The organism is Erythrobacter sp. W302b (assembly GCF_046452395.1).
Classification (GTDB): domain Bacteria; phylum Pseudomonadota; class Alphaproteobacteria; order Sphingomonadales; family Sphingomonadaceae; genus Erythrobacter.
The window spans coordinates 1,209,649-1,232,392 of record NZ_JBKFDH010000001.1; the positions used below are offsets into that span (position 1 = coordinate 1,209,649).

22 protein-coding genes are annotated in these 22,744 nt (G+C 65.5%); 11 read left to right on the forward strand and 11 right to left on the reverse strand.

From position 1 onward, the window contains the following. The first annotated feature begins 53 nt into the window (after positions 1-53). Positions 54-2,381, forward strand: a complete 2,328-nt coding sequence (locus ACLBKT_RS05875) for a patatin-like protein (protein WP_410182013.1) — start codon at positions 54-56, stop codon at positions 2,379-2,381. Positions 2,382-2,456: 75 nt separating this feature from the next. Here the strand turns inward: ACLBKT_RS05875 and dnaJ are convergent, their stop codons facing one another. Both dnaJ and dnaK read right to left on the reverse strand, forming a co-directional pair. Next, the gene (gene dnaJ / locus ACLBKT_RS05880) at positions 2,457-3,599 is read right to left on the reverse strand and encodes a molecular chaperone DnaJ (RefSeq protein WP_410182014.1); all 1,143 of its coding nucleotides are present in this window, start codon (positions 3,597-3,599) and stop codon (positions 2,457-2,459) included. A 128-nt stretch (positions 3,600-3,727) separates the two neighbouring features. Continuing rightward, positions 3,728-5,650 carry a molecular chaperone DnaK gene (dnaK, locus tag ACLBKT_RS05885; RefSeq protein ID WP_410182015.1) on the reverse strand — a complete coding sequence of 641 codons (1,923 nt, stop codon included), beginning with the start codon at positions 5,648-5,650 and terminating at the stop codon, positions 3,728-3,730. 169 nt (positions 5,651-5,819) lie between these two features. Here dnaK and ACLBKT_RS05890 point away from each other — a divergent pair, with 169 nt between their 5' ends. Together ACLBKT_RS05890 and ACLBKT_RS05895 are read left to right on the forward strand one after the other, a co-directional pair. Further along, a complete protein-coding gene (locus tag ACLBKT_RS05890) occupies positions 5,820-6,305 on the forward strand; it encodes a copper chaperone PCu(A)C (protein ID WP_410182016.1) in 486 nt (161 codons plus the stop codon). Between the two features lie 2 nt (positions 6,306-6,307). After that, a complete protein-coding gene (locus ACLBKT_RS05895; protein WP_410182017.1) occupies positions 6,308-6,832 on the forward strand; it encodes a vgr related protein in 525 nt (174 codons plus the stop codon). Between the two features lie 9 nt (positions 6,833-6,841). Here ACLBKT_RS05895 and ACLBKT_RS05900 read toward each other — a convergent pair whose 3' ends face one another. The 3 genes from ACLBKT_RS05900 to hrcA all read right to left on the reverse strand — a co-directional run bounded on the left by ACLBKT_RS05900 (position 6,842) and on the right by hrcA (position 8,844). Continuing rightward, a complete protein-coding gene (locus ACLBKT_RS05900) occupies positions 6,842-7,102 on the reverse strand; it encodes a hypothetical protein (protein WP_410182018.1) in 261 nt (86 codons plus the stop codon). Between the two features lie 111 nt (positions 7,103-7,213). Further along, positions 7,214-7,783, reverse strand: a complete 570-nt coding sequence (locus ACLBKT_RS05905) for a nucleotide exchange factor GrpE (RefSeq protein WP_410182019.1) — start codon at positions 7,781-7,783, stop codon at positions 7,214-7,216. Positions 7,784-7,800: 17 nt separating this feature from the next. After that, complete coding sequence (gene hrcA / locus ACLBKT_RS05910; protein ID WP_410182020.1) at positions 7,801-8,844, reverse strand: heat-inducible transcriptional repressor HrcA; 1,044 nt, start codon at positions 8,842-8,844, stop codon at positions 7,801-7,803. Between the two features lie 154 nt (positions 8,845-8,998). Between hrcA and rph the strand changes: the two genes are divergently transcribed. Then, a complete protein-coding gene (gene rph / locus ACLBKT_RS05915) occupies positions 8,999-9,712 on the forward strand; it encodes a ribonuclease PH (RefSeq protein WP_410182021.1) in 714 nt (237 codons plus the stop codon). Beyond that, the gene (rdgB, locus tag ACLBKT_RS05920) at positions 9,709-10,335 is read left to right on the forward strand and encodes an RdgB/HAM1 family non-canonical purine NTP pyrophosphatase (protein ID WP_410182022.1); all 627 of its coding nucleotides are present in this window, start codon (positions 9,709-9,711) and stop codon (positions 10,333-10,335) included. Before rph ends, rdgB begins: the two co-directional genes overlap by 4 nt. A gap of 4 nt (positions 10,336-10,339) precedes the next feature. Here the strand turns inward: rdgB and ACLBKT_RS05925 are convergent, their stop codons facing one another. Next, positions 10,340-10,843, reverse strand: a complete 504-nt coding sequence (locus ACLBKT_RS05925; protein WP_410182023.1) for a CAP domain-containing protein — start codon at positions 10,841-10,843, stop codon at positions 10,340-10,342. A 90-nt stretch (positions 10,844-10,933) separates the two neighbouring features. Between ACLBKT_RS05925 and hemW the strand changes: the two genes are divergently transcribed. Both hemW and ACLBKT_RS05935 read left to right on the forward strand, forming a co-directional pair. Next, positions 10,934-12,112 carry a radical SAM family heme chaperone HemW gene (gene hemW, locus ACLBKT_RS05930; RefSeq protein WP_410183656.1) on the forward strand — a complete coding sequence of 393 codons (1,179 nt, stop codon included), beginning with the start codon at positions 10,934-10,936 and terminating at the stop codon, positions 12,110-12,112. Then, positions 12,109-13,014, forward strand: coding sequence for a tyrosine recombinase XerC (locus ACLBKT_RS05935; RefSeq protein WP_410182024.1), 906 nt, complete (start codon positions 12,109-12,111; stop codon positions 13,012-13,014). Before hemW ends, ACLBKT_RS05935 begins: the two co-directional genes overlap by 4 nt. Here the strand turns inward: ACLBKT_RS05935 and ACLBKT_RS05940 are convergent. From ACLBKT_RS05940 to rsmI, 4 genes are read right to left on the reverse strand one after another with little or no spacing between them, the layout of a single operon-like run. Further along, positions 13,005-13,622 (reverse strand): DedA family protein, encoded by a 618-nt coding sequence (locus tag ACLBKT_RS05940; protein WP_410182025.1) that lies wholly within the window; start codon positions 13,620-13,622, stop codon positions 13,005-13,007. The genes ACLBKT_RS05935 and ACLBKT_RS05940 overlap by 10 nt on opposite strands. 31 nt (positions 13,623-13,653) lie before the next feature. Further along, complete coding sequence (gene gshB / locus ACLBKT_RS05945) at positions 13,654-14,622, reverse strand: glutathione synthase (RefSeq protein ID WP_410182026.1); 969 nt, start codon at positions 14,620-14,622, stop codon at positions 13,654-13,656. Between the two features lie 17 nt (positions 14,623-14,639). Next, positions 14,640-15,017 (reverse strand): YraN family protein, encoded by a 378-nt coding sequence (locus ACLBKT_RS05950; RefSeq protein ID WP_410182027.1) that lies wholly within the window; start codon positions 15,015-15,017, stop codon positions 14,640-14,642. Continuing rightward, the gene (rsmI, locus tag ACLBKT_RS05955) at positions 15,014-15,871 is read right to left on the reverse strand and encodes a 16S rRNA (cytidine(1402)-2'-O)-methyltransferase (protein WP_410182028.1); all 858 of its coding nucleotides are present in this window, start codon (positions 15,869-15,871) and stop codon (positions 15,014-15,016) included. Before rsmI ends, ACLBKT_RS05950 begins: the two co-directional genes overlap by 4 nt. A 38-nt stretch (positions 15,872-15,909) precedes the next feature. Between rsmI and ACLBKT_RS05960 the strand changes: the two genes are divergently transcribed. Both ACLBKT_RS05960 and parE read left to right on the forward strand, forming a co-directional pair. Further along, positions 15,910-17,115 carry a penicillin-binding protein activator gene (locus ACLBKT_RS05960; protein ID WP_410182029.1) on the forward strand — a complete coding sequence of 402 codons (1,206 nt, stop codon included), beginning with the start codon at positions 15,910-15,912 and terminating at the stop codon, positions 17,113-17,115. 56 nt (positions 17,116-17,171) lie between these two features. After that, positions 17,172-19,172 carry a DNA topoisomerase IV subunit B gene (gene parE, locus ACLBKT_RS05965; RefSeq protein ID WP_410182030.1) on the forward strand — a complete coding sequence of 667 codons (2,001 nt, stop codon included), beginning with the start codon at positions 17,172-17,174 and terminating at the stop codon, positions 19,170-19,172. Between the two features lies 1 nt (position 19,173). Here the strand turns inward: parE and ACLBKT_RS05970 are convergent, their stop codons facing one another. Then, positions 19,174-20,367: a glycosyltransferase family 87 protein gene (locus ACLBKT_RS05970; protein WP_410182031.1), complete on the reverse strand. Its 1,194-nt coding sequence runs from the start codon at positions 20,365-20,367 to the stop codon at positions 19,174-19,176. Between the two features lie 110 nt (positions 20,368-20,477). On the opposite strand from ACLBKT_RS05970, the gene ACLBKT_RS05975 reads away from it, so the two are divergent. Both ACLBKT_RS05975 and ACLBKT_RS05980 read left to right on the forward strand, forming a co-directional pair. Continuing rightward, positions 20,478-21,788 carry a serine hydrolase gene (locus tag ACLBKT_RS05975; RefSeq protein ID WP_410182032.1) on the forward strand — a complete coding sequence of 437 codons (1,311 nt, stop codon included), beginning with the start codon at positions 20,478-20,480 and terminating at the stop codon, positions 21,786-21,788. A gap of 81 nt (positions 21,789-21,869) precedes the next feature. Beyond that, positions 21,870-22,727: an AAA family ATPase gene (locus ACLBKT_RS05980; RefSeq protein ID WP_410182033.1), complete on the forward strand. Its 858-nt coding sequence runs from the start codon at positions 21,870-21,872 to the stop codon at positions 22,725-22,727. Positions 22,728-22,744 lie beyond the last annotated feature (17 nt).

Below are 22,744 nucleotides of genomic sequence, written 5' to 3' on the forward strand. Positions count from 1 at the left end.
ACAGATGACGAACGCAATTGCATTGCTGTGGACTTGGTCGTTACACAGTGGTCATGCGCCAGAAGGAACTGCGCCTTGCTCTGGTATGTTACGGCGGGGTCAGCCTGGCGGTCTACATGCACGGCATCACCAAGGAGGTGTGGCACCTTGCCCGGGCAAGCCGTGCGTTTCATCATCCCGCCGCCGTTCCGCTGGATGGTGTCGCGGCCGCCTATCGCGATTTCCTGCGCACGGTGGAGCGCGATCATGGGCTGCGGCTGCGGGTGCTGCCCGATATCCTCACCGGCGCGAGTGCGGGCGGGATCAATGCGGTGTTCCTCGCCCAGGCGATTTATGCCGGGCACAGTCTGGAGCCGCTCACCGACCTGTGGCTCACCAATGCTGACGCGAGCGAGCTGACCGATCCCGATGCCGAGCCGCTCTGGCGCTATGGCAAGCTCTGGGCGCAGCCGATTGCCGAGTGGTTCCTCAGCCGGCCGGGCAATGCGGTCAGCGCTACCGTCTCGCCCGAAACCCGCGCCGAGGTGCGCGCCAAGGTCTCACGCTTGGTGCGCGGGCGGTGGTTCAGCCCGCCGTTCTCCGGCGCGCGGTTTTCGGCGATGCTGTTTGAAGCGCTGAGCAAGATGGAGGCGGAGGGCGACGGCTTGCCCTTGCTGCCTGCCAGCTATCCGCTGGACCTGACGGTGACGGCCACCGATTTTCGCGGGCACCCCGAACGGTTGCGGCTCAATTCCCCGCCCCATGTCGAGGAGACCGAGCATCGCCTGCCGATCACCTTCCGCGCGCGAGTGGGCGAAGGGAACCGGGACGGCATGCCGGCAATGCTGGCCGATCCGCTCGAACTGGTGCTGGCCGCCCGCGCGACGGCGAGCTTTCCCGGGGCCTTTCCGCCGCTGACCCTGGCCGAGATTGACGCCCTCGCCGCCGCCGAGGGGCAGGCATGGCCCAATCGAGACGCGTTCCTCGCCCGGATCATGCCCGCCCATGTCGCGCGTGGCAGCATGGCTGAAGTCGCGCTGATCGACGGGGCGGTGCTGGTGGGCGCGCCGTTTGGCGCCGCCCTCGCTGCGCTCCATGGTCGTCCGGCGCAGCGTGAGGTTGACCGCCGCTTCGTCTATCTCGATCCGCGCCCCGATGGGGCTCGCCCCGCGCCCGGCACCCGCACCCGCGATGTGGGCTTCTTTGGCGCGATCTTCGGCTCGCTCTCCACCATCCCGCGCGAACAGCCGATCCGCGATGATCTGGAACGCATCGACCAGCAATCGCGGGACGCTGCGCGGCTGAAGCGGATCGTGATGGACTTGCAGCCGGATATCGACCGCGCGGTGGAGAAGCTGTTCGGCTACACCTTCCTGCTCGACCGGCCCACGCCCAAGCGACTTGCGGCCTGGCGCTCCAGGGCGCAGCAGGCCGCGGCCGAGCGGGCGGGCTATGCCTTCAGTGCCTATGCGCTCACCAAGTTCGATGGCATCCTCGGCCAGTTGGCGACGCTAATCCTGCGTGCCGCCGGGCAGCCGCTGGCCGATACCGGTGCCCTGATCGAGGCTTTGCGCTGCGAGCTTGAGGCGCGCGGATTGCACCAGCTCACCGGCGCGCAGGGCGGCGCGACCTTGGGCGCGATCACCTTTTTCCGTGCGCATGACACCGGTTTCCGAATCCGCCGGTTGCAAATGCTGTCGCGCAAGCTCGCCCGCGATTGGCAGGTCGATCCCGAGATTTCCGAAGATGCGCTCGACCGAGCGCGGGATCGGTTGTTCGAGATTTTGGCGCTCTATTACCGCGCGGACGAGGATGTGCTGCACGCCCCGCGCTTCCGCGAATTGGCGGCAAACGCGCTACAGGATCCTGCTGCGGTGATCGATTACCTGAGCGCCGAACGCCTGCTGCCCGCGACCGATCTTGCCGCCGAGGAGCTGCTGATCGACGCGCTGGAGGACATGCCGAAAAACCTCAAGCGGCGGATGCTGCTGACCTATCTGGGCTTTCCGTTCTACGACGTTGCCACGCTCCCCCTGTCGCGGCGCGAGGGGCTGGATGAGTTCAACCCGGTCAAGATCGACCGCATCTCGCCCGATGACGCGCGTTCGATCCGGGACGGCGGGACGGCGGCGACCTTGCGCGGGATCGAATTCTACAACTTTGGCGCGTTCTTCAGCCGCGATTACCGCGAGAATGACTATCTGTGGGGACGTCTGCACGGCGCGGAGCGGATGATTGATCTGGTGGCGTCGACGGTGACGGGCGGCGTTAGCCCGGAAACCGTCACGGCGGCCAAGCGCGCCGTGTTCCTGGCGGTGCTGGAGGAAGAGGAACTGTCCGGCCGCTGCCAGCGCGGGCTGATCGACCAGATCCGGCTCGAAGTGCGCGAGCGGATGGGGTGAAAGGACCGCGGCCCGAGGCCGCACTGCGGCACAGGGCTGGCGGGACCGATTAGCGGCCGAGGCACATCAAGTGCCTCAGCCCCCGAATACGTCTTTCAGCTTGTCGAAGAAGCCGCGGCTTTCCGGGCATTCGTCCCCGGTTTCGGTCGCTTTGAATTCCTCGAGGATTTCCTTCTGGCGGCGGCTGAGCTTGGTCGGGGTCTCGACGGCGATTTCCACCACCAGATCGCCGCGCCCGCGTCCTTGCAGGACCGGCATCCCGGCCCCGCGAATGCGCAATTGCTTGCCCGACTGGATTCCAGCGGGGATTTCGAGCCGGTTGGTCGAGCCGTCCAGATCGGGAATCTCCACGCAGCCGCCGAGTGCCGCGGTGGTGAAGCTCACCGGTACGCGGGTGGCCAGCGTGGTGCCATCCCGTTCGAACACCCGGTGCGGTTTGACATGGAGGAAGATGTAAAGATCGCCAGCGGGTGAGCCGCGCTGGCCCGCCTCACCCTTGCCGGGTAGGCGGATGCGGGTGCCGGTGTCGACGCCTGCGGGAATATCGATTTGAAGGGTCTGGGGCTTGTCCACCCGGCCTTCACCACGACAGACCCGGCACGGGTTTTCGATCACCTTGCCGCGGCCGTTGCAGGTGGGGCATGGACGTTCGATAACGAACAGGCCCTGCTTGGCCCGCACCGAACCCATGCCGTTGCACAGGTTGCACTGGCGTTCGCTGGTACCGGGCGTGGCCCCGGTGCCGTCGCAGGTGTCGCAAGCCTGACTGACCTCGATCTCGATCTCGGTCGATTTGCCGTGGAAGGCCTCTTCGAGCGTAACCTGCATGTCATAGCGCAGGTCTGCACCGCGCCGCTTCTGTTGGCGCTGCGCACCGCCTCCACCAAAGGCGCTGCCGAAGATGGTTTCGAAGATGTCGCCGATATCGGCGAAATCGCCGCCGCCCCGGCCGCCGAAGCCACCACCGCCGCCGCCGCCGTTCATGCCTTGCGTGAAGGCCTCATGGCCATAACGGTCATAGGCCGCGCGCTTTTGCGGATCCTTGAGGCAATCGTAAGCCTCGTTGATCGCCTTGAACTTGGATTCCGCCGAGGCATCCCCCGGATTGCGGTCCGGGTGGAATTTCATGGCGAGCTTGCGGTAGGCGCTCTTCAGGGTTGCCCCGTCGCAATCGCGAGTGACTTCGAGCGTTGCGTAATAGTCGGTCTGGGTAGCCATGTTTCAGCCTTCTTTACCCACCCGTCACCCCCGCAAAGGCGAGGGTCCAGCTGACGTGCCGGGTGGCGCGGAGCCTAGCTGGATCCCCGCCTGCGCGGGAATGACGAGGAGGTGATCAGGTTGATCGCTCAGCCTTTCTTGTCTTCGTCGACCTCGGAGAACTCGGCGTCGACGACGTCTTCGTCGGCGGCCGTTTCGCCAGCCGTTTCGGCAGCCGCATCCGGCCCTGCGGCCTGCTGCTGTTCGTAGATCTGCTGGCCCATCTTCATCGCCGACTGGGTCAGCGCCTGCGCCTTGGCGTTGATGTCATCGGCTTCGCCGCCTTCGAGCGCGGTCTTTACTGCGGCAATGGCTTCCTCGACCTCAGTCTTGGTCGCGGCGTCGATCTTGGCGCCGTGCTCCTCGAGCTGCTTTTCGGTCGCGTGGACGAGGCTGTCGGCCTGGTTGCGCGCTTCCGCGGCCGCCCGCCGCTTCTTGTCCTCTTCGGCGAACTTCTCGGCGTCCTTGACCATCTGGTCGATGTCAGCGTCCGACAGACCACCCGAGGCCTGGATCTTGATCGTCTGCTCCTTGCCGGTGCCCTTGTCCTTGGCCGCGACCGAGACGATGCCGTTGGCGTCGATGTCGAAGGTGACTTCGATCTGCGGCACGCCGCGCGGTGCGGGGGGAATGCCGATCAGGTCGAAATTGCCGAGCAGCTTGTTGTCCGCCGCCATCTCGCGCTCGCCCTGATAGACCTTGATCGTCACCGCGTTCTGGTTGTCTTCGGCGGTCGAGTAGGTCTGGGTCTTCTTGGTCGGGATGGTGGTGTTGCGGTCGATCATGCGGGTGAACACGCCGCCGAGCGTCTCGATGCCGAGCGAGAGCGGGGTCACGTCGAGCAGCAGCACGTCCTTGACGTCGCCCTGCAGCACGCCCGCCTGGATTGCCGCGCCCATGGCGACGACTTCATCCGGGTTCACGCCGGTGTGGGGCTTGGCGCCGAAGAACTGTTCCACCACTTCGCGCACGCGGGGCATACGGGTCATGCCGCCGACAAGGATCACCTCGTCGATCTGGTCCTTGGTAACGCCAGCATCCGCCATGGCCTTCTTGCACGGATCAAGCGTGCGCTGGATCAAACCATCGACCATCTTTTCGAGGTCGGCACGGGTGATCGTCTCCACCAGGTGCAGCGGGGTGGTGCTGCCACCTTCCATGCGCGCGGTGATGAAGGGCAGGTTGATTTCGGTGGTCGCCGCGCTCGACAGCTCGATCTTGGCCTTTTCGGCAGCTTCCTTCAGGCGCTGGAGTGCGAGCTTGTCGGTCTTCAGGTCCATGCTCTCCTTCTTCTTGAAGGAGTCCGCGAGGAACTCGACGATCGCATTGTCGAAATCTTCACCGCCGAGGAAGGTGTCGCCGTTGGTCGACTTCACTTCGAACACGCCGTCCCCGATTTCGAGGATCGAGACGTCGAAGGTGCCGCCGCCAAGGTCATAGACGGCGATGGTCTTGCCGTCTTCCTTGTCCATGCCATAGGCGAGCGCCGCGGCGGTCGGCTCGTTGATGATGCGCAGAACTTCAAGCCCGGCGATTTGCCCTGCATCCTTGGTGGCCTGACGCTGGGCGTCGTTGAAATAGGCGGGCACGGTGATGACAGCCTGCGTCACGGTCTCACCGAGATAGCTCTCGGCGGTTTCCTTCATCTTCTGGAGAATGAAAGCGGACACCTGCGACGGGCTGTAATCCTCCCCGCCGGCATTGACCCACGCGTCACCGTTCTTGCCCTTGACGATCTTGTAGGGGACGAGCTCCATGTCCTTCTTGGTCAGCGGATCCTCGAACCGGCGGCCGATCAGGCGCTTGATCGCGAAGAGGGTGTTGTCGGGGTTGGTGACCGCCTGCCGCTTGGCCGGCTGCCCGATCAGGCGCTGGCCATCCTTGGTGAAAGCGACGATCGACGGCGTGGTGCGCGCGCCTTCGGAATTTTCGATGACCTTGGGCTTGCCGCCGTCCATGACAGCAACGCAGGAATTGGTAGTGCCGAGGTCGATACCGATAACTTTAGCCATTTTTACCCCATCCATAGGACAATTGTTGGACACCGCGCCGGTAGGCTTCCCCGATCTGGGCAAAGCGCTTTGGCGGCTCGTTTGTGAGGGCGATATAGGTGTGGTTTTGCTTGGCACAAGAGACCCGCGCGCCTAGTTTTGCGGCCATTCCACAAGGGAGACTTTCAAGGTGAACACCATCCGACGTGCCGTTCTGGCAATTGCCCTTGGCGCAAGCCTCCCGGGGCTTGCCGCCTGCTCAGGCACCGCTGACGCGCCCACGGGTCAGGCCGAAGGGGCCACCAGCCTCACGGTGAGCAATGCGCGGGTGGTGCTCGCCCCCGTCGCGGGCAATCCGGCGGCCGTCTATTTCGACCTTTCCTACAGGGGATCGGCTCCCGTCACCCTCACCAGCGTTGCGGTTGAGGGCGCGGGGATGACGATGATCCATGACTACGCCGAGAGCGCTGGCAAGTTGCAGATGACGATGACGGACGCGGTCCCGCTTTCCGCTGATGCGCCGGTAACTTTTGCGCCGGGCGGCCTGCATGTCATGGCAATGGAGCCGTCCGATACGCTCACCGCTGGCAGCACCGCAAAGGTTACGCTGACCTTGTCCGACGGCACGACCGCCACAGTCGATGCGCCGGTGCGCGCGGCCGGAGAAGAACGCTGATCATGACGCGGCCGGTGGACGGCAGCATCCAGAGGGAAACCACGGCCCTCGCCTGTCCCGCTGGCGGCGAACGGCCACTGACGCAGGGAGAAGTCGCGCTTGCCCGCAGCGTTTTCGGGGATGCGATCGACTACCATGGCGTCAAGGTGAAGCGCCGCAAGTTCTTCCCGCTGCATCCCAAGACCGTGACCATGGCGCCGATGGGCCACCTGCATTTTCATCCCGGCGCGGCGCATTATTGCGACGATTTCGCCAGCGCTTCGCTGGAGCGTCAGGCCCATTTCATTCACGAAATGGTCCACGTCTGGCAGGCGCAAAGGCTGGGCCGTTGGTATCTGGTGCTGCGCCGCCACCCGTGGTGCCGGTATGATTACGCCTTGCGGCCGGGCTGGACGCTCGAGCGCTACGGGATCGAGCAGCAGGCCGAGATCGTGCGCCACGCCTTTCTGCTACGTGAAGGCGCTGACGTCGCAGGCGCTCCGCCGCTCTCGGCCTACCAATCGATCCTGCGCTTCAATCCCGCTTAGCCGGGGAGATCAGCACCGGACCCGGCGTTCCCGACCCCGATTGTCGACCCGGTAGCAGCGGCCGTTCTTCTTGATCAGCGCGCCGCCTGCGCCGCCGACTGCCGCGCCAACCGCGGCCCCCGTCGCGACATCGCCGCCGGTTACGGCCGAGCCCGCAGCACCCGCCAGCGCGCCGCCCAGGGCACCTTCGCCAGCATAGTTGCCTGCACAGGCCCCAAGGCCAAGCGCACAGGCAGCGGCAACGGCGGTTGTCTTCATACGCGTAATCATGACTATCTCCTGATGTTCAGACACATTGCCTAAACGCAGGAAAGGCCAAGATTATTCCCCCGCCCGTCGCAGAAAAGCCATGGCTGAGGGTGAGCCGTGCCTGGGTTGCGATCAGTCCGGCGCCTTTGCGACCGCGACCATCGCAGCGCGCAGCAGGCGGTCCTTGATCATCCACCCGGCCTGCATTTCCGAGACGACCGTACCGGGCTCATGATCCGTCGTTGGCACTTCCAACATCGCCTGATGCTGGTTCGGATCGAGCGGGAGGCCCACCGCCGCGATACGGGTGATGCCGTGGCTCGCGAAGACCTTCTCCAGCTCGCGCTGCGTCGCTTCGATCCCGATCACGAGGCCCTTCATGCTCTCATCGGCACGCAGACTTTCGGGGATCGCCTGCACGGCGCGGGCGAGGTTGTCGGCGACCGACAGAATATCGCGCGCAAAGCCGGTCGCGGCATAGGCGCGCGCCTCGTCCTTCTCGCGCTCAAGGCGGCGGCGCACGTTCTGCGTTTCGGCCTGCGCGTAGAGCACTTCCTGCTTGGCACCTTCGAGATCGCGGCGCAGCGATTCGAGCATTTCGGTCACCACGTCATTGGCGTCCCCGCCTTCGCGCGGATGCTCGGGTACACCCTTCAATTCGTCCTCAACCGCCTGATCCAGCGGCTTTTCATTCTCGGTCATGTCGTGTGGCTTTCCATTCAAGCGATGAGCTTGCCCAGCGAGCGGGCGGTCAGATCCACCATGGGGACTACCCGCGCGTAATTCAACCGGGTGGGGCCAATCACACCAAGCACGCCGACCACCCGGCCCTCACGATCACGATAGGGCGACGCGATGACGGAGGAGCCCGAAAGCGCGAACAACCGGTTCTCCGAGCCGATGAAAATCCGGGTCGCCTCCGCGTCGCGCGCGCTGTCGAGCAATTCGGCGACCGATTGCTTGTTTTCGAGATCTTCCAGCAGGCTGCGGACACGTTCGATATCCCCCAAGGCGCTGTCATCGAGCAGGTTGGCCGCGCCGCGCACAATCAGCACGGGGCGTGCGGCCGCATCTTCGCTCCAGACAGCAAGCCCGCGCTCGACCAGATCGCGGGACGCATCATCGAGCTGTGACTTGCCGGCCTTGATTTCGGCGCGCATCGCCTGCGCGGCTTCAGCGAGGGTTCGGCCCGCAAGCCGCGCGGTGACATAATTGCTCGCCCGATCCAGCGCCCCCGGATTGAGGGCGCCACCAATGGTAAGGACGCGGTTTTCGACACCACCATCCTCGCCCACCAGCACCGCAAGCGCGCGGCCCTGCCCCAAATCGACGAGGCTGAACTGCGCCAGTTTCTGCTCGCGCGGCGCCACCAGCACCATCCCGGCTGCACCCGACAGGTCGGAGAGAATCGCGCTCGCCTGCTTGATCGCAGCCTCGACCGGCCCAGCTTCAGCAAGACGCGCTTCGATCGCCGCCTGTTCCTGCGCCGTGGGCTCGGCCACGCGCATCATCCCGTCGACGAAAATCCTGAGACCCGCGTCAGTCGGCATCCGCCCTGCGCTGGTGTGCGGCGCGGCGAGCAGGCCTGCCATCTCCAGATCGGCCAGCACGCTGCGGATCGAGGCGGGCGAGAGGTTCAAGGTGCCATCCGCCGCAAGCGTTTTGGACCCGACCGGCTGCCCGCTATCAATATACCCCTCCACCACCCGGCGAAAGATTTCGCGGGCGCGCTGGGTCAGTTCGGTGACGGGGAGCGAGGTCATGGTGGCAAGCTAGAAAAACTGGCGAGGAAACTCAAATTCCGCTCGTCCTGAGCTTGTCGAAGGACCGTACTTTCTTCTAGCGCAGGGTGACTAAAGAAGAACGGCCCTTCGACAAGCTCAGGGCGAACGGGATCTTCCCGATTGGAGAACACATATGCGCCCTTCAGGACGCGCGCCCGATGAAATGCGCGCCATCACGATCGAAACCGGCTTCACCAAGCACGCCGAAGGCTCCTGCCTGATCGGTTTCGGAGACACCAAGGTGCTCTGCACCGCCAGCGTCGAGCGCGGGGTGCCGCCGTGGCTGCGCGGCAAGGGTGAAGGCTGGGTGACGGGCGAATACTCGATGCTCCCGCGCGCCACCCACACCCGCGGCGCGCGCGAGGCCGCCAAGGGCAAGCAGTCGGGTCGCACACAGGAAATCCAGCGGTTGATCGGCCGGTCCTTGCGCGCCGTGGTCGATCTCCAGAAGCTCGGTGAGCGGCAGATCACGCTCGATTGCGACGTCATTCAGGCAGACGGCGGTACCCGAACCGCCGCGATCTCGGGCGCGTGGATCGCCCTGCGCCTCGCCATCAACGGGTTGATGGCCTCGGGCGATATCAAGCATGATCCGATCACCGCGCAAGTCGCAGGCATCTCGTGCGGCATCTTCAAGGGCACGCCGGTGCTCGATCTGGATTACGACGAGGACTCGAACGCCGAGGCCGATGGCAACTTCGTGCTGCTGTCCGGCGGCAAGATCGCCGAGGTGCAGGCCACAGCCGAGGGCGCGACCTATGACGAGGAAGCCCTCCTGCGCCTCCTGCGCCTTGCCCGCATCGGCTGCGACCGCATCTTTGCCGCGCAGCTGGACGCGGTGAAATGACGCGCCGCCTCGGCTCCGGATCGCTGGTGATTGCCACGCATAATGCGGGCAAGCTGAAAGAGATTTCGGCGCTGCTCGATCCCTATGGGGTCAAGTGCCTGTCCGCCGGGTCGCTCGGCCTGCCCGAGCCGGACGAGACCGGCACCACCTTTGCTCAGAACGCCTTATTGAAGGCGCGCGCGGCGGCGGAGGCCTCGGGGCTTGCTGCGCTGGCGGACGATAGCGGCCTCAGTGTAGCGGCGCTGGATGGACGCCCCGGCGTCTACACCGCCGATTGGGCTGCGCGGCAATGGTTCGAGGGCGCTCCGGGGCGCGATTGGTACATGGCGATGGGCAAGGTTGAAGGGATGCTGGCGGAAAAGGGCGCCGACGTCGACCGTTCCGCCGCGTTCCACTGCGTGCTCGCGCTGGCATGGCCCGATGGCGAATATGCGATTTACGAAGGCCGCTGCGATGGTTCGCTGACATGGCCGCCGCGCGGGCTGCTCGGCTTTGGCTATGATCCGGTGTTCGTGCCGGTGGGCCGGACGCAGACTTTCGCGGAAATCGCGCCGGAGGAAAAGCACGCGATCAGCCACCGCGCGGACGCCTTTGCCAAGCTGGTCGCCGAACAATTCGGCTGATGCCTCAGCGCCGCGATACGGGATCGGCGGTTTCCACCCGCGCACCCCAGACATTCCCTGCAGGCCAATAGCGGCACACCAGAACGTCCTCCGATGGGGTGCGAGCAATGGCGCAGCCGACCTCGCGGGTCTGCGGCCAGATCACCTGCGTGTAATGCCCGACATCGCTCCACTGGCCGGTGCGCGAGACGTTGGGGAAATCGCCATCGCGGAAATGGCGTTTCTCTTCGACGAAGAACCCCACCATTTCCCATGGCGACCACCGATCACGCGGACCGCGCCAGAGGTTTTCGCCCTGCCCCTTGCGCCTTGCCGGCGGGGCGTGATCATAGCGGCCGCTGGCGGCAAGGTGTTCGGCCCAGTCCTGCGCGTCACGTTCCAGTTGCTCGCTCCACACCAAGGGCGTAGCGCCAGCATCGACCCGGGCCAGATTATGCGCGGTCAGAAAGTCGCGTTCGGCGGGTGACGGGTAGTGAAAGGGTTGCGGCTGCACCGGCGCGGCTGCCATAACGAGCGCAAGGCCAAAAACCCGGACAATGGTGGACACGAGACAGGACCTCCGCATGACATCGATCTATCCGCCAGTGATTAAGCGGGGCTGAAAATTTCACCGCCAACCTCCCCTGGCGCCCGCGCGCTGTATATTCACTGGCCGTTCTGCGCCAAGAAATGCCCTTATTGCGACTTCAACTCGCATGTCCGCGACAGTGTGGACGTGGCAGCCTGGCAATCGGCGTTGCTGGCCGATATGCGCGCTGAGGCCGAGCTGGCCGGCGGTGAGCCGCTGATGTCGATCTTCTTCGGCGGCGGCACGCCTTCGCTGATGCCGCCTGCGCTGGTCGATGCTCTGCTGGCCGAAGCCGAGCGACTTTGGGGTTTTGCCGAGGGTGTCGAGATCACGCTGGAAGCCAATCCTTCCTCAGTGGAAACCGCCAATTTCGCCGCGCTCGCCGCCGCCGGAATCAACCGGGTTTCGCTAGGCGTGCAGTCACTCGATGATGCCGAGCTCAAGTTTCTCGGGCGGCTGCATGGAGCCACGGAAGCGCTTGAGGCGCTCGAAACTGCGCAGGCCCATTTCGGGCGCGTGAGTTTCGATCTCATTTACGCCCTGCCCGGCCATACGCCCGAATTGTGGCATGATCGCCTGACCCGCGCGCTGGGTTTCGGCACGGGGCACCTGTCGCTCTACCAGTTGACGATCGAGCCCGGCACCCGCTTCGCCAGCGATGTTCGGCGCGGGCGGTTGGTGCCGCTCGATGATGATGAGGCGGCCGAGCTGTTCGATATCACGCAGGCGCTGACCACTGCGGCTGGGCTGCCCGCATACGAGACCAGCAACCATGCGCGCATGGGCGAACAGAGCCGCCACAACCTCGCCTATTGGCGTTATCAGGATTACGCCGGGATCGGCCCCGGCGCGCATGGGCGGCGCGGGGGTGTGGCGACGATACGGCACAAGAAGCCCGAGAACTTCCTCTCCGCCGTCGCGCGACAAGGTCACGGTATCGCCGAAGCCCGCGCCTTGGCGGTGTCCGAACAGGCGGCTGAAGCGCTCTTGATGGGGTTGCGCCTGACTGAGGGGATTGACCTCGCGGCGCTATCGACCCGCTTCGGCTTGCCCCGGGCGGGGTTGGTGGACGAGTCCGCGCTCGCCCGTCTGCAAGCACTTGGTCTGGTATGGGTTCACGGTACCCGCCTCGGGGTCGCGCCACCGGGACGAGGCCTGCTGGATGCGCTGCTCGCCGAGCTGGTCGCCGACACGCTGGTCGCGGCATGAACGGAAGCGGGCTGATCGCAGCGTGGCGCGCGCACCTTGCCGATAGCCGCCGCCGCTCGCCGCATACGGTGCGCGCCTATGTCGCTGCTGCCGAACGCCTGTTGGCAGCGGGCGGGCTGGAGGACTGGGACGCGGTCGCCCGGACCGAGGCGCACGGTTTGCGCGCCCACCTCGCCGCACGCCGGGCCGAGGGATTGGGCAATGCCAGCACCGCGCGGGAACTGTCGGCACTCAAAGCCTTCGTCGCCTTTGCGCGGGTGCAGGCGGGTGATCCCGAGCCCTCCGCCCCCCGGTTGCGAGGTCCGCGTATCAAGAAGGGGCTCCCTCGCCCTGTCACCCCGGACGAGGCGGTCAATCTCGCCGAACTGGTCGACACGCTCGCCGCCGACGATTGGATCGGCGCGCGTGACCGGGCAGTGCTGCTGCTCATGTATGGATCAGGCCTGCGGATAGCCGAGGCGCTGTCGTTAACCGGGCGCGACGCGATGCTGGGCGATGTGCTGCACATCACCGGCAAGGGCGGCAAGCAGCGGGTGGTCCCGATCCTGCCGATCACCCGCGCGGCGGTGGCGGCCTATGCGCAGGCTTGCCCCTGGCCGCTCATCCCAGGGGACCCCCTTTTTCGCGGGGCCAAGGGCGGGCCGCTTTCGCCCGCGATGGTGCAACGGGTGATGGCGCAAGCGCGCCGCGCGCTCGGTCTGCCTGAGACGGCGACGCCGCACGCGCTGCGTCACTCTTTTGCCACCCACCTGCTCAGCGCCGGGGCGGACCTCAGAAGTTTGCAGGAGCTGCTCGGCCACGCCTCGCTCGGTTCAACGCAGATCTACACCCGCGTCGATGCGGCCACCCTGCTCGAGAATTATCGCAATGCGCACCCGCGAGCGGACCGCGGTCAGTCTTGATTTTCGTGGGCCCTGACCGGTTTCCACGTCACCACGCGGTAAACATAGAACAACACCCCGGCGAGCACCATGGCAACCACGCCGTAGCCCGCCAGCTTCTCGAACCGTTCGATCAGCGGCGCTGCCGCCCGCCCGCCGAAAATCAGCACCGCGTTCCAGATGCCCGATCCGAGAAAGGTGAACAGCATGAAGCGCCAGAGCTTCATATGCGCGAGGCCTGCAGGCAGCGATACGATGGTCCGCAGGATCGGCGAGAAGCGCAGAACGAAGACGATCCCGTCACCATATTTGCGGAAAATGTCGCGCGCCTTGGTGAATTCGTCCCATTCGAAGGTCAGCCAGCGGCCCCAGCGGTCGATGATGCGCTTCAATTGCTCCTCGCTCCAGCGCACCCCGATCCAATACCAGAACAGGTTGCCCGCTACCGTGCCGAGCGTGGCGACAATCCACACGGACCAGAACGTCATCTCACCCTTGGCGACGAGCACCCCGGCGCCGCCCATGATCACCTCGGACGGGATTGGCGGAAAGATGTTCTCGGCCGCCATCAGCAGGAAAATGCCGAGGTAGCCGCCCTTGTTGAGCAGTTCGAGGAGGAAAGCGGTCATCGGGTCTCGATCTATGGTCTAGCAGGGGCAATCAGGCCGCAGCGGCACGCGCGGCAAGCCGGCGTTCGATGGCGTCCCAGATCTTGCCCGCCGTATCAGTGTTGTTGAACCGGTCAATCGCGACAATGCCCGTGGGCGAGGTCACGTTGATCTCGGTCAGCCAGTGCCCGCCAATCACGTCGATGCCAACAAAGGTGAGGCCCAGGCGTTTCAGATCCGGGCCGAGCGCCGCGCAAATCTCTTGTTCCCGCTCGGTCAGTTCCGTCTGCTGCGCCGATCCGCCCATGGCGAGGTTGGAGCGGAATTCGCCCTCGCCCGGCACGCGGTTGATCGCGCCCGCGACCTCGCCGTCGATCAGCACGATCCGCTTGTCTCCCTGCGCGACCTCGGGGAGGAAGGGCTGGACCATGTGCGGTTCGGGCCAGGTCTGGTTGAACACCTCGAACAGCGCGGTCAGGTTTTCCCCGTTCTCACCGATGCGGAAGATCGCCTTGCCGCCATTGCCGTGGATCGGCTTCACCACGATCGCGCCGTGTTTGGCCATGAAGCGCCGCACCTCGTCCACGCTGCGCGTCACCAGCGTCGGCGGCATGAAGCGGCGGTAGTTCAGCACCATCACCTTCTCAGGCGAATTGCGGACATTGGCGGGATCGTTGACTACCAGCGTCTCCGCCCCGATCCGCTCCAGCATGTGGGTTGCGGTGATATACCCCATGTGAAACGGCGGGTCCTGCCGCATCAGCACCACGTCAACATCCCGGCCAAGGTCGAGCCGCACCTGATCGCCACGCGTGAAATGGTCACCGACCACGCGCTGCACCGTCACCGGGAAGGCATGGGCGAACAGGCGGTCATCCTCGTCCAGTGTCAGGGTTTCGACGTGATATTCGTAGAGCGAATATCCGCGCGCCTGTGCGGCGAGCATCAGCGCAAAGGAGCTGTCGCCCGCGATATTGATCTGATCGATGGGGTCCATCTGGACGGCTACGCGCAATGTCATGAATTCACTCCGAGGGATCAGCCGAACGGCATCCAGGCATTTTCGATGTGGGTGGGCTTGCGGCCGGGCGCAAGCAGGATGACGTCGATGCGGACATCCTCTCCCTCGGTCGCGTAGTCCTGCCACACGCATTCAACCGCCGCGGCCACGCGCTTGAGCCGGCGCTCGTCAATCGCGTCGGCGAGTGCAACGCTGCGCGCGCGCCATTTGACTTCGACGAAGGCGACAAGGCCGCTGCGGCGCGCGATCAGATCGATCTCGCCGGCCTTGGTCTTGACCCGCTCTGCCACCACCCGCCAGCCAGCTTGGGCGAGGAACATGGCCGCCTCGGCCTCTCCCTCGCGCCCGCGCTGATCAGCGTCGCGGCGACTTTCGGGACTGCGACCCGCGCTCATTCGCCCTTCAGCTCCAGCGCGCGGGCATAAAGCGTTGCGCGGTCGATGCCCGAGGCCTTGGCAACGATCCCCGCCGCCTTCCCCGGCCCCGCAGCCGTGAGCGCTGCCCTGAGCATGGCATCGGCATCAAGCACCGGTGCCTCCGCCTCTGACGGCGGGCCGATCAACAGCACGATCTCACCCTTGGGCGGGTGCGCGGCGTAATGCGCGGCAAGGCTGGCGGCGGTGCCACTGCGGCACTCCTCGTGCAGCTTGGTAAGTTCGCGCGCCACCGCCACCTCACGGTCCGGCCACAGCTCAGCAATGGCGCACAAGGCGCGTTCGAGCCGCGGGGCGGTTTCGTAGAACACCAGCGTTGCCGCGACATCGGCGAGCCCTGCCAAGACCTCGCTGCGAGCCTTGTCCTTGACCGGCAGGAAGCCGGCAAACAGGAAGCGGTCGCTCGGTAACCCCGCGATCGAAAGCGCCGAAACCGCCGCGCAGGCACCGGGGATGCTCACGACATTGACGCCCGCTGCACGCGCCTCGCGCACGAGACGAAAGCCCGGATCGGAAATCAGCGGCGTGCCCGCATCGCTCACCAACGCAACCGGCATACGCCTCGCTTCGTCGATGATCCACGAGCGGGTTTCGGGCGAGGCGTGATCGTCGAGCCGCTGAAGCCGCCCCTTGATCCCGAAATGTTTCAACAGCTTGCCGGTCACCCGCGTATCCTCGCAGGCGATCATCGCAGCCCCCTGCAACACGCCGAGCGCGCGCAGGGTAATGTCGCCAAGATTGCCAATCGGGGTTGCAACGATATACAGCCCGGGCTCGGGCATGTTTGCGGGAATGGATGGCAGCTCCACGGTCATCGATCTGTCCATGGAGCACGACTGAGGGGTCGGCAAGAATGAAGCTTTGGAACACACCGGATTGGACCGGTTGGCTGATGGATGCGGCCCGGCGGCTGCGGGGGCGCAATGTCGCGCTCGCCGGAGCGGCGATGCTTGCGGCAGGCTGTCAGGTGATCCCCAAGACCGACGTTGCCACGGCCCCGCCGCCCGCACCCGCGCCCGAGCCTTCGGCGACCGCGCTCCCCACCGATACCGGCCGCCACCGCATCGCGTTGCTGGTGCCCTTGAGCGGCGATACCGCGCCGGTCGGTCAGGCGATTGCCAATGCCACCACGATGGCATTGCTCGATACCACCGCCGACAACCTGCGCATCACCACCTATGACACCTCCGAAGGCGTGGCGACGGCGGCGCGCAAAGCCATTGCGGACGGAAACAAGCTGATCCTCGGCCCGCTGACCGCCGACGCCGTTCCCGCTGTCCAGGCCGCAGCGCGCCCTGCGGGCGTGCCGGTGATTGCCTTTGCCAATGACGCTGCGGTTGCCGGGCCGGATGTCTTCGTCATCGGCCACATGCCGGAACAATCAATCCGCCGCACGGTCGCCTTCGCGCGGGGGCGCGGTGCGGCGCGCTTTGCCGTCCTCGTGCCTGAGGGCGATTATGGCGCGCGTGCCTTCTCGGCCTTGGAAAACGCGCTGCGGGATTACGGGGGGACGCTGGTGCGCAGAGAAAGCTATGCGCGCGGCAACACTTCTATTGTCAGCGCGGCGGCGAGGCTGCGGGCTGCCGGCGGCTTTGACACCGTGCTGGTCGCCGACAGCGCCCGGCTCGGGATCGACGCTGCGGGCGAATTGCAGCGCGGCGCGCGCACCCGTGCGCGCATCCTTGGCACCGAATTGTGGAGCGGTGATTCCGCCCTCGCCCGCGCCCCGGCGCTGGAAGGCGCGCTGTTCGCGGCGGTTTCGGACCTGCGCTACAGGCGCTTCGCCGATAGCTACGCCGCCCGCTTCGGAGCGCAGCCTTACCGGGCGGCGACCTTGGGCTATGACGCGGTGCTGCTGACCTTGCGTGTCGCGCGCGACTGGAAGGTCGGCTCGCCCTTCCCCAAGGCTGAGCTTTACGACAAAGGCGGCTTTCTCGGTGTGGACGGCGCGTTCCGCTTCGCCCGCAATGGTGTGATCGAACGCGCGCTTGAAGTGCGTGAGGTCAAGGGCGGCGAGGTCACCCCGGTGGACCCCGCCCCCACCGGCTTCGGCAAGTGAGTAAAACCACGGGGGGTGGCTTGTGAGGCTGCGCGCAGAGGGCCTATAACCCGCGCATGGCCGATACCACCCCCGACGATCTCTTTGCCAATACCCCCACCTCCAGCGGCGATTACAACGCCTCCGCGATCGAGGTGCTCGAAGGCCTGGAGCCTGTTCGCCGCCGTCCCGGCATGTATATCGGCGGCACGGATGACCGCGCCTTCCACCACCTCGCAGCCGAGGTGCTCGACAACTCCATGGACGAAGCGGTGGCGGGCCACGCGACCCGGATCGAGGTGCGGCTCGACGAAGGCAACCGACTGACCATCGCCGATAACGGGCGCGGGATGCCGGTTGACGAACACCCCAAGTTTCCCGGCAAATCGACGCTCGAGGTGATCCTCTCGACGCTCCACTCTGGCGGCAAGTTCTCGGGCAAAGCCTATGCCACCAGCGGCGGCTTGCACGGCGTGGGCATTAGCGTCGTCAACGCGCTGTCGGCGCATACCCGGGTCGAGGTTGCGCGGGATAAGCAGCTCTACGCACAGGAGTTTTCGCGCGGGATCACGCAAGGGCCGTTGCAGATGCTCGGCGCGACGCCGAACCGGCGCGGCACCACGGTCACTTTCGTCCCTGACGAGGAGATTTTCGGCGACCGCAAGTTCAATCCCAAGCGGTTGTTCAAACTGGCGCGTTCGAAGGCCTATCTGTTCGCGGGCGTCGAAATCCGCTGGAAATGCGCGCCCTCATTGGCGAGCGAGGATGTGCCCGCCGAGGCCGTGTTCAAGTTCCCCGGCGGCCTCGCCGATCATCTCGCCGAACAGGTCGGCACGCGCGAATGTGTCACAGCCCAGCCCTTCACCGGCTTGCAGGAATTCCCGATGGTGGACGGGCTCGGGCAAGGTCGGGCCGAGTGGGCGATTGCCTGGCCGCTTTATTCCGATGGCTCGACGAGCTGGTACTGCAACACCGTGCCGACGCCGGATGGCGGCACGCACGAGCAGGGCCTGCGCACTGCTCTGACGCGCGGCCTCAGAGCCTTCGGCGAGCTGGTCGGCCAGAAGAAGGCCAAGGACATCACCGCCGATGACGTGATGACCGGCGCCGAGGTGATGCTCTCCGTCTTCATCCGTGATCCGCAATTCCAGTCACAGACCAAGGATCGGCTCACCTCGCCCGAGGCTGCAAGGCTGGTCGAGAACGCGGTGCGCGACCACTTCGACCACTTCCTCACCGACAATATGGAGCGCGGGAAAGCCCTGCTCGGTGAAGTGATGGAGCGGATGGACGAGCGCCTGAAGCGCAAGCAGGAACGCGAGATCAAGCGCAAGACTGCCACCAACGCCAAGAAGCTTCGCCTGCCCGGCAAGCTCACGGATTGCTCCGGCGAAGGTGGTCGTGAGACCGAGCTGTTCATTGTCGAAGGCGACAGCGCGGGCGGCAGCGCCAAGCAGGCGCGTGACCGCAAGAGCCAGGCGATCCTGCCGATCCGCGGCAAGATCCTGAACGTCGCCAGCGCCACCGCCGACAAGATCCGCGCCAACTCGGAAATCGCCGACCTCGCGCTGGCGCTGGGCTGCGGCACGCGCAAGGACTGCAACGCCGACAATCTGCGCTACGACCGCATCATCATCATGACCGACGCGGACGTCGACGGCGCGCATATCGCGACGCTGCTGATGACCTTCTTCTTCCAGGAAATGCCGGACATCGTCCGCAGGGGGCACCTGTTCCTCGCCCAGCCGCCGCTCTACCGCCTGACCGCTGGCAAGGAGAGCCGCTACGCGCGTGACGAGGCCGCGCGCGCCGAATTGGAAGCGACCGTGTTCAAGGGCAAGAAAGTCGAAGTCGCCCGCTTCAAGGGTCTGGGCGAGATGAACCCGCAGCAATTGCGCGAAACGACGATGGCGCCCGAAACGCGCGGGCTGATCCGCATCACCTTGCCGCAGGAGTTCGAGGACCGGGCTGGAATAGCGCGCCTGGTTGACGAGCTGATGGGCCGCAACCCCGAACACCGCTTCAACTTCATCCAGAACCGCGCGGGCGAGATTGACCGCGATCTGATCGACGCGTGATCTAGGCGAAGGCGGTTTCGGCCCGCACCCGCTTCCACACCAGCACGAAGAGCGCGATCAGCAGCAGCGGCATGATCGGCACCCCGGCATTGATCGCCAGCGGACGGGCAAAGGCCACGGCGGCGAAGGTCGCAGCGATGGTGATCCGCTCCCAATCACCAAACCCCTCGGTCCGTCCGCGCGCGAACAGGTAGGCGAGCGGAACGGCGGTCAGCACCATATCGTAATCGAGCACGAAGGGCGTGGCGAGCGGCGCGCCTGCCAGCACCAAGGCGCCCATGCCGGGCGTGAAGCCGCGTCGCCAGCACGCCGCTGCCACCACCGACGCCACAGCGAGCGTGACGCCAACCTGGAGCGCCATCGCGAGGCCGCTCGGGGCACCGATCAGGCGCAGGCCCGCGAACAGGCTCACCATCTTGGCGAAGCCGATCGTGCCGTTGTCGGTTGCGCTGCTGGCGGTCTGAGTGATGGCGAGCCAATCCGCCCACACCTGCGGCCCGAACATCAGCGCCGCCAGCCCCGCGAGCCCCAGCGCCGCTCCGCCCGCGCTTGCAATCGTGCGCCACTGCCCGCTCGCCAGCAGCGCCACCGGCACCAGCAGGCCGAGCTGCGGCTTGATCGTTGCCAGCCCGATCAGCACGCCCGCGAGCCAGGGCCGCTCCCGCACCAGCAACAATCCGCCGCCGAGCAGAGCCGCCACCAGAAAGGAGGTCTGGCCGTGGGTCAGCGTGACGATCACCGGTGGGAAAGCCGCGATCAGCACCAAGGCCGGGCCCTTGAGCCCGAGCGCCGCGAACCACGCGCGCACCGCGGCAAAAAAAGCGCCGCCTGTCAGCGCCAGCCAGACGGCCAGCGCCGGGAAATAGGGCAAGAAACCGAGCGGCCAGACGAAGGACAGAAAGCTCGGCGGGTAAAAGAACGCGGTATATTCCCCCGGCAGGGTGTAGAATTCGCGCTGCGCGGCGACATGGGCGAGCGTGTCATAGACATTCGTGCCAGCCACTAGCATCCGGCCCGATGTCCAGAAGCTGATGAAATCCGTGCCGATCAGAAAGCCGTTGCGGTCGATTCCGTTGGTCGACGTCAGCAGCAGGAACGCGAGGGTCGCTCCATTGACCAGCGCAAGGAGCACAAGATAGCCGCGCGCCCGCTCCGCGCCGAGCCATTCTGCCTTGCGAAGAACGTCCCATCCCATGCCGCCTCCCTGCCGCGCGCTCGCGGCCATGTCCATTGTCGGGGAGCGCTGGCATGTGGGGAAATTCCGTGGCAGCTTTGGCTGGCAGCCACAGGTGGGAGAGAACCGAGATGCGCCAAGTCCTTGCAACGCTCGCTGCGGGAGCGCTGGCCCTGACCGCAACACCCCTTGCGGCGCAGGTCGAGCCCCCCGCCACAGCCACCGCCGCCGAGCAGACGCCGCTTGAAATGCGCGCCGATCAGGTCGTGGCCCTGCTCAATGGGAAGGCCGATCCCGCCGACATTTTCACCGCAGGCTTTCGTGCGGCCGTTGCCGATGCCCAAATCGTGACCTTGAGCGCGAGCCTGGTGGCGCAGTTCGGTCCGGCGACCGAGGTTGCCTTGCTGGCGCCGACCGAAGGCACGCGGGCCGCTCTCGAGATCCGCTTCGCACGCGGACTGGCCAAGGGGGGCATTGCCATCGATCCGGCCGATAACAACCGCGTGAACGAACTGCGCTTTACGAGTGTGGATTCGCTTGCCATCGCGGATGACAGCCCTGCGAAGATCGCCGCCGATCTGGCCGCGCTACCGGGCAGCGTCAATGCGTGGTTCGGCCCGCTGGATGGTGGAGCGCCGGTGATCAGCCGCAATGCCGAGCAGCCCCTCGCACTGGGATCGGCCTTCAAGCTGTATGTGCTCGCCGCGCTGGCCGAGGATGTGAAGGCAGGTCGTCGCCAGTGGAGCGACGTCGTGCCGCTGACCGAGACAAGCTACCCCAGTGGGCGCTTGCAGGACTGGCCCAAGGGTGCGCCGGTCACACTCCACACCCTCGCCAGCCTGATGATTTCGATCAGCGACAACACCGCGACCGACCAACTGATCAAAGTGCTTGGCAAGGCGCGCATCCTCAAACTGATGAAGGATAGCGGTCACGCCGATCCGGGCGCGAACGATCCGTTCCTGACCACCAAGCAGCTGTTCGTCCTCAAAGCCAGTGATGCCCAGACCCTCGCTGATTGGCGGAGTGGTGACTCTGCGAAACAGGCGATTATCGAGGCCATGCAGGTGGCGAAGGAAGACCCCTCACTCGACCAGATCAACGCCGCCTTCGCCAATGGCCCCAAGGCGCTCGACATCGAATGGTTCGCCTCACCCGCCGATCTCGCCAAGCTGTTCGCTTATATGCGCCGCACTGCCGATCCGCGCGTGTTCGCGATCATGGCGATCAGCCCTTCAGCCACGGCGGCAATCAAGGCGAATTGGCGCTATATCGGCTTCAAGGGCGGCAGTGAGCCGGGCGTGATCAACCTGACCTGGCTGCTGACCGACACGGCCGGGCGCGATTGGGCGCTGACGCTGGGGTGGAACAACCCCGAGGCGGTCGTGGACGAGGGCAAGCTGGAAGGCATCGCGCAGCGCATTCTGCTGCTGCCTCGCTGATTTGCCAGCCTCCACCCCCTTGCACCCGCGCCGCCCGCCCCTTATCGCTGGCGCCTGAAATTCAGTCTCACAGGAAAACCGATGACCGATCAGCAGCGTTTCGAAGGCACCAAGTCCTATATCGCGACCGAAGACCTCAAGGTCGCGGTCAATGCCGCCGTGATGCTGCGCCGCCCGCTGCTGGTGAAGGGCGAACCCGGCACCGGCAAGACCGTGCTGGCGCATGAAATTGCCAAGGCGCTCAACGCCCCGCTGATCGAGTGGAACATCAAATCGACCACCAAGGCGCAGCAGGGCCTCTACGAATATGACGCGGTCGCCCGTCTGCGCGACGGCCAGCTGGGCGACGAGCGCGTCCACGACATCCGCAACTACATCAAGAAGGGCAAGCTGTGGGAGGCTTTCACCTCCGAACAGCTTCCCGTCCTCCTGATCGACGAGATCGACAAGGCCGATATCGAGTTCCCGAATGACCTTTTGCAGGAACTCGACCGGATGAGCTTCGATGTGTACGAAACGCAGGAGCGGATCGCGGCCAAGGAACGCCCGATCGTGGTCATCACCTCGAACAACGAGAAGGAGCTGCCCGACGCCTTCCTGCGCCGCTGCTTCTTCCACTACATCAAGTTCCCCGACCGCGAGACGATGCAGGAGATCATCGACGTCCACTTCCCCGGCATCCAGAAGGTGCTGGTGAAGAAGGCGATGGATATCTTCTACGACCTGCGCGAAGTGCCGGGCCTCAAGAAGAAGCCCTCGACCTCCGAATTGCTCGACTGGCTGAAGCTGCTGCTGAACGAGGATATGCCGCTGGAGGTGTTGCAGAACAGCAATCCGGCGAGCGCGATCCCGCCACTGCACGGCGCCTTGTTGAAGAACGAACAGGACATCATGCTGTTCGAACGCCTCGCGTTCATGGCACGGCGCAACCCGTCCTAAGGCGCGCAGGGCGGGTC

What these genes read in the sequence shown, in the direction of transcription:
- rsmI (WP_410182028.1), bottom strand. Translation starts at nt 15,871, where the DNA reads ATGACCGTGGAGCTGCCATCCATTCCCGCAAACATGCCCGAGCCCGGG.
- rph (WP_410182021.1), top strand. Translation starts at nt 8,999, where the DNA reads ATGCGCCCTTCAGGACGCGCGCCCGATGAAATGCGCGCCATCACGATC.
- ACLBKT_RS05905 (WP_410182019.1), bottom strand. Translation starts at nt 7,783, where the DNA reads ATGACCGAGAATGAAAAGCCGCTGGATCAGGCGGTTGAGGACGAATTG.
- dnaJ (WP_410182014.1), bottom strand. Translation starts at nt 3,599, where the DNA reads ATGGCTACCCAGACCGACTATTACGCAACGCTCGAAGTCACTCGCGAT.
- ACLBKT_RS05895 (WP_410182017.1), top strand. Translation starts at nt 6,308, where the DNA reads ATGACGCGGCCGGTGGACGGCAGCATCCAGAGGGAAACCACGGCCCTC.
- ACLBKT_RS05900 (WP_410182018.1), bottom strand. Translation starts at nt 7,102, where the DNA reads ATGATTACGCGTATGAAGACAACCGCCGTTGCCGCTGCCTGTGCGCTT.
- ACLBKT_RS05980 (WP_410182033.1), top strand. Translation starts at nt 21,870, where the DNA reads ATGACCGATCAGCAGCGTTTCGAAGGCACCAAGTCCTATATCGCGACC.
- ACLBKT_RS05940 (WP_410182025.1), bottom strand. Translation starts at nt 13,622, where the DNA reads ATGACCGCTTTCCTCCTCGAACTGCTCAACAAGGGCGGCTACCTCGGC.
- ACLBKT_RS05970 (WP_410182031.1), bottom strand. Translation starts at nt 20,367, where the DNA reads ATGGGATGGGACGTTCTTCGCAAGGCAGAATGGCTCGGCGCGGAGCGG.
- dnaK (WP_410182015.1), bottom strand. Translation starts at nt 5,650, where the DNA reads ATGGCTAAAGTTATCGGTATCGACCTCGGCACTACCAATTCCTGCGTT.
- ACLBKT_RS05960 (WP_410182029.1), top strand. Translation starts at nt 15,910, where the DNA reads ATGAAGCTTTGGAACACACCGGATTGGACCGGTTGGCTGATGGATGCG.
- hrcA (WP_410182020.1), bottom strand. Translation starts at nt 8,844, where the DNA reads ATGACCTCGCTCCCCGTCACCGAACTGACCCAGCGCGCCCGCGAAATC.
- ACLBKT_RS05975 (WP_410182032.1), top strand. Translation starts at nt 20,478, where the DNA reads ATGCGCCAAGTCCTTGCAACGCTCGCTGCGGGAGCGCTGGCCCTGACC.
- ACLBKT_RS05925 (WP_410182023.1), bottom strand. Translation starts at nt 10,843, where the DNA reads ATGGCAGCCGCGCCGGTGCAGCCGCAACCCTTTCACTACCCGTCACCC.
- ACLBKT_RS05950 (WP_410182027.1), bottom strand. Translation starts at nt 15,017, where the DNA reads ATGAGCGCGGGTCGCAGTCCCGAAAGTCGCCGCGACGCTGATCAGCGC.
- parE (WP_410182030.1), top strand. Translation starts at nt 17,172, where the DNA reads ATGGCCGATACCACCCCCGACGATCTCTTTGCCAATACCCCCACCTCC.
- gshB (WP_410182026.1), bottom strand. Translation starts at nt 14,622, where the DNA reads ATGACATTGCGCGTAGCCGTCCAGATGGACCCCATCGATCAGATCAAT.
- ACLBKT_RS05935 (WP_410182024.1), top strand. Translation starts at nt 12,109, where the DNA reads ATGAACGGAAGCGGGCTGATCGCAGCGTGGCGCGCGCACCTTGCCGAT.
- rdgB (WP_410182022.1), top strand. Translation starts at nt 9,709, where the DNA reads ATGACGCGCCGCCTCGGCTCCGGATCGCTGGTGATTGCCACGCATAAT.
- ACLBKT_RS05875 (WP_410182013.1), top strand. Translation starts at nt 54, where the DNA reads ATGCGCCAGAAGGAACTGCGCCTTGCTCTGGTATGTTACGGCGGGGTC.